Annotated in this window: 15 protein-coding genes; 10 read left to right on the top strand and 5 right to left on the bottom strand. The window is 41.6% G+C overall.

Annotation, left to right across the window (positions count from 1 at the left end; all coding sequences use genetic code 11):
• Positions 1-67 precede the first annotated feature (67 nt).
• Entirely contained in the window at positions 68-568 is a 501-nt protein-coding gene (locus tag U5K35_RS08235) for an HNH endonuclease (protein WP_322570979.1), read from the top strand.
• 10 nt (positions 569-578) lie between these two features.
• Here the strand turns inward: U5K35_RS08235 and U5K35_RS08230 are convergent, their stop codons facing one another.
• Positions 579-1,121: a DsrE family protein gene (locus tag U5K35_RS08230; protein ID WP_322570978.1), complete on the bottom strand. Its 543-nt coding sequence runs from the start codon at positions 1,119-1,121 to the stop codon at positions 579-581.
• A 156-nt stretch (positions 1,122-1,277) separates the two neighbouring features.
• Here U5K35_RS08230 and mnmA point away from each other — a divergent pair, with 156 nt between their 5' ends.
• Positions 1,278-2,408, top strand: a complete 1,131-nt coding sequence (gene mnmA / locus U5K35_RS08225) for a tRNA 2-thiouridine(34) synthase MnmA (protein ID WP_322570977.1) — start codon at positions 1,278-1,280, stop codon at positions 2,406-2,408.
• Between the two features lie 61 nt (positions 2,409-2,469).
• Positions 2,470-3,228, top strand: a complete 759-nt coding sequence (locus tag U5K35_RS08220) for a hypothetical protein (protein ID WP_322570976.1) — start codon at positions 2,470-2,472, stop codon at positions 3,226-3,228.
• 55 nt (positions 3,229-3,283) lie between these two features.
• Here U5K35_RS08220 and U5K35_RS08215 read toward each other — a convergent pair whose 3' ends face one another.
• The 3 genes from U5K35_RS08215 to U5K35_RS08205 all read right to left on the bottom strand — a co-directional run bounded on the left by U5K35_RS08215 (position 3,284) and on the right by U5K35_RS08205 (position 7,762).
• Positions 3,284-5,320, bottom strand: coding sequence for a thioredoxin domain-containing protein (locus U5K35_RS08215; RefSeq protein ID WP_322570975.1), 2,037 nt, complete (start codon positions 5,318-5,320; stop codon positions 3,284-3,286).
• Entirely contained in the window at positions 5,310-5,753 is a 444-nt protein-coding gene (locus U5K35_RS08210; protein WP_416221621.1) for a methylglyoxal synthase, read from the bottom strand. The genes U5K35_RS08215 and U5K35_RS08210 overlap by 11 nt, the downstream gene beginning before the upstream one ends.
• Before the next feature lie 164 nt (positions 5,754-5,917).
• Complete coding sequence (locus U5K35_RS08205; RefSeq protein ID WP_322570973.1) at positions 5,918-7,762, bottom strand: adenylate/guanylate cyclase domain-containing protein; 1,845 nt, start codon at positions 7,760-7,762, stop codon at positions 5,918-5,920.
• Between the two features lie 137 nt (positions 7,763-7,899).
• Between U5K35_RS08205 and ndk the strand changes: the two genes are divergently transcribed.
• Together ndk and U5K35_RS08195 are read left to right on the top strand one after the other, a co-directional pair.
• The gene (gene ndk, locus U5K35_RS08200; RefSeq protein ID WP_322570972.1) at positions 7,900-8,331 is read left to right on the top strand and encodes a nucleoside-diphosphate kinase; all 432 of its coding nucleotides are present in this window, start codon (positions 7,900-7,902) and stop codon (positions 8,329-8,331) included.
• 81 nt (positions 8,332-8,412) lie between these two features.
• A complete protein-coding gene (locus U5K35_RS08195) occupies positions 8,413-9,633 on the top strand; it encodes a DUF1343 domain-containing protein (protein ID WP_322570971.1) in 1,221 nt (406 codons plus the stop codon).
• 12 nt (positions 9,634-9,645) lie between these two features.
• Here the strand turns inward: U5K35_RS08195 and rlmB are convergent, their stop codons facing one another.
• Positions 9,646-10,392: a 23S rRNA (guanosine(2251)-2'-O)-methyltransferase RlmB gene (gene rlmB, locus U5K35_RS08190; RefSeq protein ID WP_322570970.1), complete on the bottom strand. Its 747-nt coding sequence runs from the start codon at positions 10,390-10,392 to the stop codon at positions 9,646-9,648.
• A gap of 90 nt (positions 10,393-10,482) precedes the next feature.
• Here rlmB and U5K35_RS08185 point away from each other — a divergent pair, with 90 nt between their 5' ends.
• From U5K35_RS08185 to U5K35_RS08165, 5 genes are all read left to right on the top strand, one after another.
• Positions 10,483-10,830: a hypothetical protein gene (locus U5K35_RS08185; protein WP_322570969.1), complete on the top strand. Its 348-nt coding sequence runs from the start codon at positions 10,483-10,485 to the stop codon at positions 10,828-10,830.
• Positions 10,831-10,957: 127 nt separating this feature from the next.
• Positions 10,958-11,755, top strand: coding sequence for a glycerophosphodiester phosphodiesterase (locus tag U5K35_RS08180; RefSeq protein ID WP_322570968.1), 798 nt, complete (start codon positions 10,958-10,960; stop codon positions 11,753-11,755).
• 72 nt (positions 11,756-11,827) lie between these two features.
• Complete coding sequence (locus tag U5K35_RS08175) at positions 11,828-13,477, top strand: CTP synthase (protein WP_322570967.1); 1,650 nt, start codon at positions 11,828-11,830, stop codon at positions 13,475-13,477.
• 5 nt (positions 13,478-13,482) lie between these two features.
• Entirely contained in the window at positions 13,483-13,989 is a 507-nt protein-coding gene (locus U5K35_RS08170; RefSeq protein ID WP_322570966.1) for an NUDIX domain-containing protein, read from the top strand.
• A gap of 75 nt (positions 13,990-14,064) precedes the next feature.
• Positions 14,065-15,711, top strand: coding sequence for an amidohydrolase (locus U5K35_RS08165; protein ID WP_322570965.1), 1,647 nt, complete (start codon positions 14,065-14,067; stop codon positions 15,709-15,711).
• Positions 15,712-15,768: the final 57 nt, after the last annotated feature.

Genomic DNA, 15,768 nt, shown 5'->3' with positions numbered 1-15,768 from the left:
ATACTGCAATTTTCATGATTAAGTTAAAACCTGACATATCATCAACAGAACCTAAACAGGACGCACTATGAATGCGAATGTTTTGGTCTTAAATCAGGACTACCAGCCCTTGAGCGTATGCTCAGTACAGCGCTCCATGAAGCTGATCTTTTTAGAAAAAGCTGAACTTTTGCATGATGATCCTGAAAAGGAGCTAAGGACAACACGAAAGTCGTTCCAGTTTCCATCCGTTATCAGGTTGAGAAACTATATCAGGGTGCCATACAGCAAGATCGTACTTTCCAGAAGAAATGTGATGAGGCGGGATGATTATACCTGTCAGTATTGTGGTAAGAAATCGGATCTCACTATCGATCACATTATGCCAAAGAGCAGAGGTGGTAGAGATACCTGGGAAAACCTGACTACAGCTTGTGACCGTTGCAACGTCAAAAAGGGTAACCGTACACCTAATGAGGCTAAGATGGACCTGATGAGTAAACCCTATCGCCCGGTACCAATTACGTTCTTCAGGGATTCCAATGGGGGAGTTCAGGAACCATGGAAACCTTATCTCTACATGACCTGATCATTTGTGATCAGTCGAATATCAGAGGTACATATCCGTTCTGAACATGAGTTGTGAAAACCGTTAGCATAGACAGCCCGAAAGTGATCTGTTCATGGATCTCAGCATACTCATACTCCCTGGCAATCAGTGACTGACCACAAACGTAGAGTTCGACACCGGCTTCTTTTAGTTCTTTAATGAGGAGAATATTTGGGTTGTCCATCTCATATCTTTTTTGATAGGCCTTGTTGGTCAGTGTAACATCAGTAGCTCCTCCGTGAATAGCCACACTCACTTTCAGGTTTTCATGTTTAACTCCGCCTAAAGCATGTAGGTTGATCATTCTTGCTACATTGTTAAGCCCGGGATTTATGCTCGATTTATCCCGCTGCAGCGTTTTGAGATCAATTACGATCTTATATTCACGATCAGGTTCCGGATCCACTGAATTCGGTATTTCATAAATACCACCGTAGTTTTTTATAATGGGAAAGTTTGCTTCCTGAGCTATTACATTACTAAGAAAGGGAAGGAAAAGAACACTGAATGTGAGAAACAATTTCTTAAACATGAGTTGGTTATTTATTCGGAGTTAGTTGTTGAAACCGAATATATAAAAGACTATTGATCAAATAGCCATTAACAATTATCGGTCATCGTCCTTCACTAAAAAAAACCTTATCTTTCAGTTTGGCTCAGGCCATTAAAAAGTTTATAAAACAGTACTATGAGTAAAAAAGGAAGAGTATTAGTAGCCATGAGCGGCGGTGTAGATTCATCGGTTGCTGCCGTAATGTTGCAAGAGCAGGGCTATGAAGTGATTGGAATTACGATGAAAACCTGGGATTATCACAGAAGTGGTGGTGATTCAGGCAAGGAAACCGGCTGTTGCACAGTTGAGTCTATGAATGATGCACGGCACATCGCTGTGAATCATGGCTTTAAGCATTTTATAGTTGATATCCGTGAAGAATTTGGTGACTGGGTGATCGACCGTTTTGTGGATGACTATATGGATGGAAGAACCCCAAATCCATGCGTGCTTTGTAACACCCACATTAAATGGGCAGCCTTGCTGAAGCGCGCTGATAACCTGGGTTGTGATTATATAGCTACGGGCCATTACGCAAAAGTGCGTGAAGAAAATGGCCGACACGTGATCTCACGTGGACATGATCCGAAAAAAGATCAGTCTTATGCACTTTGGGGAGTGGATCAAAAGCATTTGGCAAGAACGATCTTTCCATTAGGAGAATATCCAAAGACAGAAATTCGTCAGATCGCTGAGGATCATGGTCTGTTGAATGTGGCTAATAAGCCTGATTCCTATGAGATATGCTTCGTGCCGGACGATGACTACCGGCGATTTCTGAAAGATCGTGTTGACGGCCTGGAAGAGAAAGTATCCGGCGGCAAGTTCGTAGACCAGAATGGAAATGTTGTTGGTGAACATGAAGGATATCCTTTTTACACCATAGGTCAGCGGAGGGGACTTGATCTTGCTATGGGTAAGCCTGTTTACGTCACCCATATCAATCCGATTACAAACACCATTACGATTGGTGAGAAAGAAGATCTTGTGAGTTCAACGCTGATTGCAGGTGAAATGAATCTCATCAAATACGACAAGATCCCAGAGGACGAGATGGAGATCACAGGGGCTATACGGTACAATGATGACGGAGCGATCGGTCATTTGACTCAGCTTAGTGATACCGAAATGAAAGTCCACTTTCCTGCAGGACGTGAAGCGATCACTCCTGGACAAGCCATTGTTTGTTACGAGGGTGATGATGTACTCGCAGGTGGCTGGATCAAAAAAGTAAATGTAGGTATGGAAGATCTTATACCGGCCTGATACGTAACAATTCGATAACGACTGCGTTAGATATTCGACCTTCAAATCAAAACTAAATTATATGCTAACTAAACGATTTTCATTACTTGGGCTTGTATTTTTCTTTGCCTTTTTTTCCGGTTCAGTTTATGCTCAGTTCGAAGGGCAGATCACTATGGATGTTTATTCAGAAGATAAAGGGAAGATAGAGGTCAGTCAGATTAACCTTTATGCTACACCTGACAGGATAATGCTTCAAGGAGAAGATAATTTTTCAGTGATGGATCAGATGTCTACGGATGGGTTATTGATCCGAAATGACATGAAAGATTTTGTGATCATGACCGGAGAGAATCAGGCTCTACAGGTTACAAAAATAGAGATCGAAGGTCTGGTTGAGATGTTAAGCAGCTGGGGTGGTGAGTCTAAAAATCAAAAAGATACTCCAAAACCTGAGTATAGCTTTTCTGATAGAACTCAAACTATTTTGGGATATGAGACCGCAGAGATGATAGTCACAGATTCTGAAAATCCGAACAAACACTTGTCTATTTGGCTGGCACCTGAAATTGATATAAACTGGGGAATGTTGGCCGAAAAATGGAACAACATGCCCGAAAGCATTGATTCAGAGATCAATGGTGTGGCTCAAGAGGTTGTATTTAAGGGTAAGAACTTTCCGTTGTTGATCGAAGCTGTGGAAGGAGATGAACGTAAGGCCGTTATGAAAGTAAATAATGTGAACCGGTCATCTGTCGCTAAAGCCATGGTTGAAATCCCATCAGGAATTACTTTGATGAGTTTTAAAGACTATGTTTTTAAAATGATGATGGAGCGATAGAAAAGATTTCACTCAATTTTGTTTTAAAGCTCTCTTCAAATGAGGAGAGCTTTTTTTATTTGCGCAAAGCGTTCTTCATTTCTTGAGCATTAAATATCGGTTGTTCACATACAAAATCAGTGCAAACGTAGAGAGCTGAATCATTGTCCCTTGAGTGCTGTGATTCTGTGTAGGGGGCAATCTCTGCCAGTTTTAAAGCATTATTCTGATGCTTGAAGTGGATCACATTGAACGGCTCAAATGGTTCCCGGAATAGGTCGTTAAAAAACTCAGTGTCTTTATCTGTCGAGACTAATGTTATTTCCTTTGAACTAGCGTTTAAGAACTGAATGGCCTGCATGCTTTGTGTGATACTTGAACCGGATCGGATCAGGTCAGCTGAGAATGTCTCACCGATCTTTTGAGCTTTTTCTTCCAATTCTGTTTTACCGGTCAAACGGCTAAGCCTGATCAGGTTATTAAGTGAAACCGAATTTGATGAAGGGACTGCCCCGTCATAAAGTTGTTTTTGAGGTCCATAGATCTGATCCTCTTGCTGCATGCTGAAAAAATATCCGCCGTTCTCACTATCCCAGAATACGTCTGAAAACTTCTTGTTCCAGTTTAGAGCTTGTTCCAGATATTCAGGTTTGAAGGTGGTTTCGTAACATTCGATCAGAGCCCAGATCAAAAAGGCATAATCATCTGCCATCGCTTCAATACCGGCTTCTCCATCTTTGTATCTGTGTAGCAATTCACCTGAATCGACCAGATTCTTATTAATAAAATTGATACCGTCCTCTGCCGTTTTGATCAGCTCATCATCATTAAAGATGAAACCGGCTTTAGCAAAAGCGGCAATCATTAAGCTGTTCCAGTCAGTTAGTACTTTATCATCCAAAAGAGGATGAATCCGTTGCTCTCTTTTTTCGAATAATTGTTCCCTGATCTTTTGAAAGGTCTTGGAATCCTTATCCTCAAGAGGGGAAGCAAGGTGGGGTATGTTAGCTTTGGTTAGCTTTTTCGTAGCTTCATCTTCAAAATTACCTTCTTCTTTGATATTGAATTGGTTAGCGAAGAATTGAAGTTCGTCTTTTTTAAGGACGTCATTCAGTTCTGAAAGTTTCCAAACATAGAACTTACCTTCTTCGCCTTCACTGTCGGCGTCTTCGGCTGAGTAAAAACCACCGGCAGGATGTCTGAGTTTACGGTTCACGTAATGAATGATTTCATAAGCTGTTTTTCTAAATAACGGCTCTTTTGTGGCCTGCCAGGTTTCTGCATAAGCCATCAGTAATAAAGCCTGATCATAAAGCATTTTTTCAAAATGAGGGAGAAGCCATTCCCGGTCAGTGGAGTAACGATGAAACCCATATCCAATATGATCCCATATTCCACCCAAACGCATTTTGGTCAATGTTTCTGTTACGATATCTAAAAAGCGTTGATCACCGTTCATTTTCCACTGTCGCAGCAGAAACATCAGGTTATGGGGACTTGGAAATTTTGGAGCTGTTCCAAATCCTCCATGCTCTGTATCGAAACTCCTGGCAAGCTGTTCTGCTGCAAAATCTGTAGCCTCGGTTCCGGGGAATTTTCCGCCTTCAAATTCCTGAGACTGTTGAAACCCTTCTTTGATCTTTTCAGTAGCTTTTTTGACCCGTTTTGGTTCATTCTTCCACATACCAACTACACCGGGAATAAGTTGCCGCAATCCTATACGGTTGAATCTGGCATCCTTTGGAATATAGGTGCCTGCAAAAAAAGGTTCTTTGTCAGGTGACATAATGATCGTCAATGGCCAACCTCCCTGACCGGTTAGCATCTGGCAAACGGTCATGTACATGTTGTCTATATCCGGCCTTTCTTCCCGATCAACTTTGATGTTTATAAAAGCCTCGTTCATCATCTCAGCGATCTCAGGATCCTCAAAGCTTTCGTGGGCCATAACATGGCACCAATGGCAGGTAGCGTAGCCAATGGAGAGAAAGATCGGTTTATTTTCTTTTTTAGCTTTATCAAAGGCTTCGTCAACCCACGGATACCAATCAACTGGATTATCAGCGTGTTGTTGTAAATAGGGACTTTTTTCTTTGGCTAATTTATTCGGCATCAAAATCTTTTTTGAAACGTTTACTGTAGTCTACAATGAACCGGTCATATTTTGTTTTCATGAGGGGTGAAGTGATCAGAAAATCTGCTGATGATCGGTTGCAGGCCATCGGTATGTTATACACAATACTGATGCGCTGCAGGGCTTTTACATCCACATCGTGTGGCTGAGCCTGAAGGGGATCCCAAAAGAAGATCATCACATCGATCTCGTTTTGGACGATAGCTGTACCGATCTGAAGGTCACCTCCAAGAGGTCCGCTTTTAAATCTAAATACCGGCAGATCTGTTTTCTCTGAGACGAGTTTACCGGTTGTTCCTGTACCAAAAAGGTTGTGATCAGACAATATTTCGCTGTTGTATTCAGCCCAATCCAGTAGATCCATTTTACGATGGTCATGAGCGATCAGTGCGACGTTCTTTTTAGGCTTCATTGGCTGAACACTATCAGCAATGGAAGGGTGTATTTTTTTTGCAGACATTATGAGAAAATTTGAGTGAGTATTACTCTTAAAGATGCGAAGGTAAGGGCAATTATAAAAACAAAAGTGAGGCGGTGTAGAAAAAGGTTAAAAGCGGAATACCTAATGTTATCTTCTTAAATAACCAGTCGCATTGGTGGGCGCTCAAGTCGGATCTGCTTAACCTTAATTTCCTCTTCACTGAATCCTTTGAGTTCTTTGGAGCTGTCTTTTACGAAGAAAGATTTGGAGTTTTTGTCGAGATAAAGTTTGATGTCAGGATGCTCGTAAAGGGCTTCAGAAAGCATGATCTCTTTTTCAGAGGCTGCATCAACTAAACGGGATGCAAGATTCACAGTTGTGCCAAAGTAGTCAATACGACCATTGAGATTCACAGCCGTGCAGTCTCCAAAATGGACTCCGGCTTTGATCTTAAAAGCATTTCCAACGGCAGATGAATTGCTGAATATTTGCTGAATTCGCTGTACTGCTTTGAGGGCAGAGACCGGTTCCCAGAATACAGCCATTACTGAATCGCCGATCGTTTTTACGATACCACCACGCTCTTCCGCAATGATCTGCTGTATCACTCTAAAATGCCCCATTACCCGTCCGATAGCTGTTTCATCGCCTTCTTTGACGTAAAGTTCAGTTGAGTTCATAAGATCCGTGAACAGCATGGTTACTTCTGATGCTTTTACCTTGCTTGTTTCTTTTAGGGTTTCATTTGGAAACAAAGTATTGAAGTCAACATTGGAACAGACTTCAGTGGCATATATGGCTTCTTCTTTCCAGTTAAGTTTATCGAAGAAACAAACCATTGGCTGAGAGGAATGATTGAAGATTCCAAGATTCGGGGTTTTTGAAATGGTGATACTCTGGCTGTGGAATTCCTCATCAGTCACATAGATGTTCACATTATCGGTGCCATCCTCCCGGACATGGAAAACCAGATTTCCCTCGTGATTGTGAGTCCTGAAAAGATACGTACCTTCTTCAAGTTGTAGTTCAGGATATCGCTCATCACCGATTGCCAGGCTTTGCTGAATCACCCGATGCGGTTTATTTCCGGGACCGCCCAAGCAGTATTTTTTGTCAGATATACTTCGAATGAGTGGATGTGGCTTGAACACGAGGTGGGTGTTCTTGTTGAAATCCATTGTGTAATCATCATTACAATCCTCACAATATAAATGGCCACGAGTATCCTGTAACTTCCTGAAGTTATTCTTTGGACTCTTACATCTTGGGCAACAAATGTCCCAGCTGAAATCTAGAAGATCCAGATTTGTGGCATGGAGAAATACATTTAGTACAGAGTATTTCTTTTCACCCCAGTATTCGGCTAAACTGTAAGGATGAATGCTCTCAAGGTCTTCATCTTCCGCTTTTCGAATAAGTTCAATGAGGTGACGCACGATCCGTTTACGCTTGGTCTTTTCGACCAGCTCTTTAGAGATCCTTTCGATTTTGCGATCAGCCCCCCTGATAAGTGATTTTTCTTCGTTTAGTTCGTAAGGGTGTAATCCCTGACTGACAGCATTATCAACGATCTCAAGATAACCGGTCAGTTTCTTTTTCAGTACGTAGTTAACGTACAATTTGATGGGATAGTAGAGTAATGAGTTCGAAGGATCTACCGTAACTTTAACGATCAGGTTCGTTCCTTCATCCGTTTCAATGCATTCTGTTAAAATGCTCATATGTTCCAGAAACCCGATTTTATAATTACGGGTGACTTTGAACCTAAAGGGAGTTTCCCACGCGTAGGGTTCTTCCTGCCAGGTGACCTGAGAGTTGAGAATACTATGGGAAAGTTCCAGGTATCCTTTTGGAGTATTTCTTGAAAGAGGCATTTCCTGAACCGGAGGAGCTCCAAGAATTCGAAATATGCGGTTAGTGTCAGATACATATGGCCATAACTTGGCAGGTGGCGCTGCCAGATTGAAAACCCAGTGATGTATTTGTCGTCCTTCCTTCATGAATGCTAAATAACAGGATATCTTAAACCGAAAAAGTACTAAAAGTTCGAAACTTGATGAATGAACCCGTATCTTCAAGGTAAAGAAATAGAGTATCTCTATAACCAAATGTTACAAAAATATAAGACACAATAATAATGGCTAAAGAAAGAACACTGACTATTCTAAAACCTGACTGCGTAAAAAAGAATTTGATCGGAGAGGTTACCAAAAGAATTCAAGAAGCCGGCTTTAAAATTCTGGCAATGAAAATGACCCGACTCACCAAAGATACCGCCGGTGGATTCTATGCGGTTCACAAAGAAAGACCGTTTTATGATGAACTTTGTGAATTCATGAGCAGTGGTGCTTGTGTACCAATGATACTTGAAAAAGACAATGCAATCGCTGATTTCAGAGCACTGATCGGAGCTACAAATCCTGCGGAAGCAGATAAAGGAACTATCCGTGCTGATTTTGCTGACAGTCTTGGAGAAAACATTATTCACGGATCTGATTCCGTTGAAAATGGTAAGATCGAAGCGGCCTACTTCTTTGCTGAGTCTGAAGTCGTGGCAAATCAGGCTTGATCTGGCTGGTTCTATAAATGTTTAAGCCTCGTTTAATTATTTTAAGCGAGGCTTTTTTATTTCAATAAAAAAAATAAATGCATGCGAACGTCATTCCTGATAGTACTATTTGTTACACTCATAACAGGCTGCGATAATATCCAAAGTCAGACTATGCCGGTTATTAAAAGTGGTGCTGAGGTTTTGCTGGATGAACATCTTGAAGAACTAAAAGGCCGTAAGGTAGGGCTGATTATGAATCCAACTTCCAGAGTGGATGGGGTTCACATGCTAGATACCTTGCTAAGTCTTGGGGTGAACGTTAGAGCTTTATATGCGGCAGAACATGGTTTTAGGGGTGAAGCCGGGGCTGGAGAGGTCATAGAAGATGGGGTTGATCAAACCACCGGATTGCCTGTTTTTTCGTTGTACGGAACTTCCAAGAAACCGACTCCTGAAATGCTGGAGGATGTAGATCTGCTTTTATTTGATCTTCCGGATATGGGAGTCAGGTTCTATACCTACAGTGCGACGATGGGTTTAGTACTTGAAGCTGCCTGGGAAAATAAGAAGGAAGTATGGGTCCTTGACCGTCCCAACCCTTTGGGCGGAGATTATGTTGCAGGGTGGACTTTGCAAGATGAATACAAGTCGTTTGTAGGTTATTACCCTATGCCCATAGTTTATGGTCTTACAATGGGTGAGATAGCAGGGATGGCTGTCGGTGAAGGATGGATCGATACCGGAGATGACCTAAATTATGAGGTTATTGAAATGAAAGGGTGGAATCGCAACATGATATGGCCGGAGACCGGGTTGACTTGGATAGCACCTTCCCCCAATCTTCCCACCTTTGATCATGCGTTTGCCTATACAGGTACTGTGATCTTTGAGGGTACAAATTTGTCAGAGGGCAGGGGAACAGATTCTCCTTTTTTAACTATTGGGTCACCCGGATTTAACTATGTGCCTTCCGCTATAAGAAAGCTGGAAGAAGAACATCAGGTTCAACTCGATTCGATCAGTTTCACTCCCCGCTCAATTCCCGGGAAAGCTGTAAGCCCCAAATTAGAAAATGAATTATCAGAAGGCATTAGGATCTCTTTTCCAAAAGGTTATGAAAGCACTGACCCACTAAATTTAGGGATGGACCTCTTGTTGTATGCAAAAGATCATGCAGATAATTTTGAAATCACAGACTTTGCAAATAAGCTGTTTGGGATCGATCTGGAATCCATTATTGAAAATGGTGACCCCTTACCAAGCTGGAAGGAGGACGTTAGCATTTTCAAAAGTAAAAGAGAATCTTACTTACTTTACTAAACTAAGTTGGCTCTATTTTGTCCTGCGCCTTTTCCACTCGTAAGAAACCAAAGCTGCACTAACTGATGCATTTAACGATTCCACATCATTTTCCATTGGGATCTTGATAAGAGAATCACATCGTTTAAGGTTTTCCGGTAAAATACCTTCACCTTCATTTCCGATCATAAAAGCGATCGGCCGATCCAGATCAGCTTTCCATACTTCCTTTTTTGCACTGCCATCAAGCCCAACGATCTCAAAACCTGTAGCTTTGAGGTCTTTCAGCCCCTGATTCAAATTATGTACACGGATGATGGGAATTCGTCCGGCTGTTCCTGCAGAAGTTTTAAAGACTGTAGCATTGACGGGAGCCTGATTTTGCATGGGGATTATAACCGCATTAATACCGGCAGCTGCTGCTGAACGGAGTATGGCACCAAAGTTATGAGGGTCCTCAATTCCATGCAGTAACAAAACAGCAGGATTTTCAGTGAGGATCAGAGTTTCGGCCCAATCAAAGAAATTGGTGTATCTGGCTGCACTTATCTGTGCCACAAAACCCTGATCATTTACCTTGCCGACAAGTCCGTAGATTTTTGCTCCGGGAACTTTTACCAAGGGAACTTCATTTTGATCTGCAAGTTCTATGATATTCTGATATGTGGAAGGTTTGATATTATTTTTCACAAATATCTTATCGACCTCGTGCGGCCGTTCCATTAAGGTTTCCTCAACAGGATTTCGACCGTAAATAAAAAAATTGTCAGTATTTGGCATAAATTATTTTAAATCCATTCTACTTTCATTATAATGATTGTAAGAAATGATTAGTTATGGGTTAATAAGTTATCAAGAAAGATAAAGGTTATGTTTGAAGAAGAAGAATTTAAAAATCCTACCGTTAGCAACGATCTTCAAGATCAAATAAATTCAACTAAAACGTCACGAATATCCGTATTCATGGATAAGGTCCATTCGGTTGATGGGCTATATTTTATATCCTCTCTGTTACAGTTATTCTTAGGTAGTGCTGTGGTAGCGCTTTCTTTGGTTGGAAGTATTCAACCAGTTTGGGTAGCCACTCTGATGACCGTTTTTGGCTCAATTACTATGATGAGCGGTTTATTTATGCTTCACAGAACTATAGTATTTGCCGGCACATTTGATTCGTTACTCCAAAAAGCGATCAAACAGGTGATCAATAATCAAAATTGAAAGTGCTGCTAACTTTTATGCGCTGTAAATTCAACTGCAGATGCCATGACAGGACTATTGAGATTTTATTGATTCACTTTTCCATTGATTTTATTGAATCATTCCAGTAAATGCACAGGTGAATGATATGTCTCTTCCGGTATCATTGTATTCAGATAATGGAGATAATTTTATAGTAATTGGTCACAGGGGTGCGAGTGCCTACTATCCTGAAAATACCTTAGGGGCATTTAAAGCTGCCTATGATATGGGGGCTGAAATGATAGAGTTGGATATTTTGCTGAGCAAAGATGGGATCCCGGTTGCGATACATGACGAAACACTGGATCGAACAACCAATGGTACGGGTAAAGTGGTTGACTATACGTTTGAAGAACTAGCAAAACTGGATGCAGGATCATGGTTCGGAAAAAAGCACTCTAGTGAGAGAATTCTCTCACTGGAAGAAGTACTGCAGTTTGCCAAAGGGAAGATAGCTTTAAATATCGAGATAAAGACAGAAGCCGTTGCAGATGAGCTTAAAAATGGTATCGAAGAAAAAGCCTACGAGCTTGTAAAAAAATTCGATATGTTGGATCACGTTTTATTCTCAAGTTTTGATTACAGGGCAGTAGCCCATTTAAAGGAATTGGATGTGAATATCGCAGCAGCTTTACTATATGAGAAGGAACAATCTGATGGAATGGGGCCTAAACAGTTGGTAAATGCATATAAGGTAGACGCCTTTAACTGTAACTATCGCCTATTTACAAAAAAGTGGGCGGATGAGACTTCAGAAGCTGATATTCCGGTTTTTGTTTATACCGTTAACAGCGAACGCAGAATGAAAAAAATGATAAAAAAGGGTGTTAACGGAATTTTCACCGATAAACCAGACCTGCTAAAACAGGTTGTGGATAACATGTGGAAAAGTAAGGGGGATTAATTCCTGTTTTGCATTGAATGAGGGTAGGGAACCCCCTATATTTTACATCCATCAACCATACCCACATCTTGCATGTCCACTAAATATATTTTTGTAACCGGAGGGGTTACGTCTTCGTTAGGTAAAGGAATAATCTGTGCATCTCTGGGGCGTTTACTTGTCGCTCAGGGACTCAAGGTAACCATCCAAAAACTGGATCCTTACATCAACGTTGATCCGGGTACGATGAATCCTTACGAACACGGAGAAGTGTACGTAACGGATGATGGAGCTGAAACCGATCTCGATCTAGGACACTATGAGCGGTTTCTGGACATTAAAACTTCTCAGGAAAATAATGTTACTACCGGTCGTATTTACTATGATGTGATCACCAAAGAACGTCAGGGTGCTTATCTCGGTAAAACCGTTCAGGTTATTCCTCACATCACTGATGAGATCCAATCTCATGTTCTCAAACTCGGCCAGTCAGGAGATTACGATGTAGTGATCGTGGAGATCGGTGGAACCGTTGGCGATATTGAAAGTCTGCCTTATATCGAGGCTGTACGTCAGTTGAGATACAATGTGGGGCGACATAACACCCTATCAATTCACCTTACCCTGGTCCCTTATCTTGCTGCTGCAGGTGAGTTGAAAACAAAACCAACTCAGCATTCTGTAAAGACGCTGTCTGAAAGCGGACTTCAACCGGATATTCTGGTTTGCAGAACCGAGCACCCTTTGGATGAAACGATTCGCAGAAAAGTTGCACAGTTCTGTAATGTTGACCTCGAAGATGTGATCGAATCTATTGACGCCAGCAGCATTTATGAAGTCCCACTGCTGATGCAAAAAGAGGGACTCGATAAACGTGTCATTGAAAAACTTAAACTGGAGACCAAGGAACCAAATCTGGATAATTGGCTCGGTTTTGTTGAAGCAGTTTGTAATCCATCAGGTGAAATTGAGATCGCATTGGTCGGTAAATATGTTGAGCACCACGATTCATACAAATCGATTGTTGAAGCTTTCATTCATGCCGGTGCTGTAAACGATTGTCATGTTAAAGTTCGATGGGTTCAGTCTGAAGAGCTTAAAAAAGATAATGTAGTTGAACATCTCAAGGATGTTGCCGGCATTTTAGTGGCACCGGGTTTTGGCGGACGTGGCATCGAAGGAAAAATGGCAGCCGTACATTATGCCCGGGTCAACAATATTCCATTTTTTGGGATTTGCTTAGGAATGCAGTGTGCTGTAATCGAATATGCGCGAAATGTATGCGGTTGGGAGGAAGCCAACAGTTCAGAGTTTGACGAGGAAACTGAATATCCTGTTATTGATATCATGCATGATCAAAAGGATATCGAGAACATGGGTGGCACAATGCGTCTTGGTAAATACACATGCAAACTTGATAAAGACTCTAATGCATTCAAAGCTTACGGTCAAGAGATCATAGAAGAGCGGCACCGTCACCGGTATGAGGTTAATAACAACCTTAGATACAAGCTCACAGAAAATGGAATGAAGCTGGCGGGTATGAATCCTGAACGAGATCTGGTTGAGATCATAGAGATTCCTGAGCATCCATGGTTTGTAGGAGTACAGTTCCATCCTGAATTAAAGAGTACGGTCAATAATCCGCATCATCTGTTTGTGGACTTTGTTAAGGCCTGTCTTCAAAATGCAAAAGACTCAGGATTGTACAGTTCCCTTAAATCAAAAGAAGTAGCCAAATAAACCGCGTGGACAAAAGCAGATATTCAGGTGAGATCAGGGTTCGTTCTTGCGGTATTCTGATCGAGGAAGGTAAGATCCTGCTCATTAACCTTCATTCTCCTGTAACTGACGAACTGATCTGGATACCGCCGGGTGGAAAAGTAGATTTCGGTGAAAGTCTCCGTGAGGCCGTTCAAAGAGAGTTCACTGAAGAAACCGGATTGAAAGTCACTGTTAAAGATCTTTTGCATGTAAAAGAATTGATCGACAATGGCATTCATGCTATCGAATTCTATTATCAGGTAGAAAGAACCGGTGGGAATCTTAGTTTGGGGAAAGATCCTGAGGTATTCGATCAGGATCAGATCATTCAGGATCTCAAATTCTTCACAAAGGATGATCTGAAAGATCTAAATATCGTACCTGCCTTTATAACGGATGACTTGTGGAAATTATCAAGACCTGAGTTAGTTATCCATAGAATGCGTGAGGTAATGTTGAGGTCAACTTTTGTAAAATTGGATCTCGATTGAGGATAATTTGATTCCTCACTTATCATATCATGACTCAATGCTTATATTCAATAAAATTCTAATCAAACTATGAGTATGAAAAATTTATTAATTACTGTTTTCATGTTATCCGCATTGCTAACGGCTTGTTCAGATAATGCGGAAGTGAAGACATTTGTAAATGCTAACGGCTATACCTTTTACAACGACTCACTGATCACCTTTCAAAAAATGATTATTGAAGATGGAAAAGTCAGAGAAGTTGGGGGTGAGGAACTATCCAATGCCGGTAAGATAATTGATATTGAAGGAAAAACAATTTTACCCGGTTTAATTGATGCCCACGCCCATGTTATGGGACTCGGATATCAGGAATTGAACATTAATGTGGCTGGCATTGAAACACTTGAGGCTACATTAGACTCGATCAAGGTCTATGCTGAGGCAAATCCGGAATTAGAATGGATTCAGGGTAGAGGATGGAATCAAACTCTATGGCCTGAAAATGAATTTCCTACTGCGGCTGACCTTGACAAGGTTGTTCCTGATCGTCCGGTTTGGTTGACCCGTGTTGATGGTCACGCAGGATGGGGTAATACCAAGGCAATGGAGATCGCTAACATCAGTCAGGATACACCTGACCCACAGGGTGGTAAGGTGATCCGTGATAGAAACGGTAAGGCTACCGGTGTTTTTATTGATGCGGCTGAAAGTTATGTAACCCAGAATATTCCTGCACCAACTGCAGAGGAGCGAACGCTTGCTCTTGAAAAAGCCCTTGAAAAAATGTCGAGTGAAGGAATTACCTCAGTGCATGACGCTGGTATTCCGTCCCAAACCTGGGAACTTTATAAGACCTTTGCTGATGAAGGCAAAATGATCACGAGAATATATGCCATGATCGGCGGTACCGGTAATGATTTCGATGAACTTTCGAAAAACGGTCCGATAAATTCATATGCAAATGACAGGCTTGCGCTAAGAAGTGTGAAGATATCTGCTGACGGTGCCCTGGGAAGTCGCGGTGCTGCTATGAAAGAGCCCTATTCTGATGATCCAGGAAACAAAGGACTATTATTCTACGAGCAGGAAGAATTGAACGAGATGGTGGATAAATCAGTCTCGAATGGTTACCAAACGAACATTCATGCAATTGGTGACAGAGCTAATGAGGTTGTACTAGATGCTTTTGAACAAGCCATTGAGGAGTATGGAGATCAAGGTTTGCGCCACAGGATAGAGCATGCACAGATCGTTTCGCTTGAAGACATCCCGCGATTTAAGGAGCTCGATATCATTGCCTCCATGCAGGCCACGCATGCAACCAGCGATATGAATATGGCTGAGGACCGAGTCGGTTCTGAACGTATTAAAGGAGCATATGCCTGGCAGAAGTTTTTAGATCAGGGAACCGTTATAGCTAATGGTTCTGATTTCCCAGTAGAGCATGTGAATATATTTTATGGATTGTACTCATCAGTGACTCGTCAGGATCACGAAGGGAATCCACCAAATGGCTGGTATCCTGAAGAAAAGTTAAACAGAGAAGAAACCTTGCGATCATTTACTTTAAACGCAGCTTATGCGGCTCATCAGGAAAATGTACTTGGTAGTCTTGAACCGGGTAAATGGGCAGATTTCGTTGTTATTGACCGCGACTTCTTTGAAGTTCCGGCTATAGAGATCTGGCAAACTGAAGTACTAGAAACATGGGTTGCAGGCGAAAAGGTCTACAGTAATTAAGATCTGATCCGGATAATTTTTTTAAAGGCACGGGTCTCTGATCTGTGCCTTTTTTAT

The organism is Rhodohalobacter sp., from assembly GCF_034521535.1.
GTDB lineage: Bacteria > Bacteroidota > Rhodothermia > Balneolales > Balneolaceae > Rhodohalobacter.
Note: the sequence above shows the minus strand (reverse complement) of the source record. Positions and strands in the feature narration are given on the sequence as shown.